Source organism: Parendozoicomonas verongulae (genome assembly GCF_009711465.1).
GTDB classification, from domain to species: domain Bacteria; phylum Pseudomonadota; class Gammaproteobacteria; order Pseudomonadales; family Endozoicomonadaceae; genus Sansalvadorimonas; species Sansalvadorimonas verongulae.
In genome coordinates this window covers 1-993 of sequence record NZ_SMME01000473.1, presented here as the reverse complement: position 1 = coordinate 993, position 993 = coordinate 1, and the positions used below count along the sequence as shown (strand labels likewise).

At 46.6% G+C, this 993-nt stretch carries 1 protein-coding gene; it reads left to right on the top strand.

Annotated elements, in window-relative coordinates; translation table 11 throughout:
- Nucleotides 1-476: 476 nt before the first annotated feature.
- On the top strand, nucleotides 477-993 hold a 517-nt coding region (locus E1189_RS24555; RefSeq protein WP_230459909.1), incomplete at its 3' end, for a hypothetical protein.

Here is a 993-nt window from a genome sequence, read left to right as displayed (position 1 = left end):
CTGCGGGGCATCATGACTCCCAATTCACCAGCTCTGTAGTTCATACCGTTCAGTTACCCTCTCTCCTTTCACGTCTCAACATTAATACAGACCATCCTCTGATTTGCCATAACCAAAACAGCATCAATTTCGTAACAATAAGAGGTACCGATTCTAACCTGCTGACAGTTTCCGGTTCTTACCAACAAAGGGGTACGAGAGGGCATTTTATCAACAAAAGATTACCTCTTAGCCTCAGTGAAGAACAAGAGCCTCCCGGAATCCTTCGGTTGGGCGGAATCCTGAGCAAACTCCCACAAACATCCGTCTCAGCCAGTAGTGAACAAAGCCGATCAGGCACTTCTTCAGGAGGGCAATATAATTCTGCCCCACAAGGACAACCCGACCGGCTGTATCCCGATCTTGGCTCTGACAGAGAGGACACTGAGACAGGCATAGAAACATTACCGGATGCTCCCATTGATTACTACATCAGAATGCACCAGACGGAATATCGCATCAGCAGGCAGGATGTATTGGGTATGATCTATATCCCGGTATCAGAATCCCAGTTGAGTCTATTCTGCAAAGATTGCCAACAAGATGGTATTCCTATAGAAGAGATAACTGCTCATTCAGAAAGTCATAGGGTAACGTGTGGGCAATGTCAGCAATTCAGACCCGGAGCCGGTAACTACAATGCTCGTTGCCGTATGCTGGATAGACATACTGAGAACAATTGTCAGATATACAATGGTTTTGAAGTGGCTTCACCACCCGCTGATGACGCTCTGAGTGTTCTGCGGTTTATGTTCCGGTTTGGTACAGAAGATTCTCTGCTGGACTTGCTGCAGCAACCTGACCTGGCAATAACATCCGAACTTTTACAGCAAAGGGATCTATACCGTAGAACCATACTCCACGATCTTGCTCAACATGCAACAGCGCCTGTGATTGGAGATTTTGTCCGACGCTATAAACGGCCGATAATGGATGCTAATGCTTTGCATATAC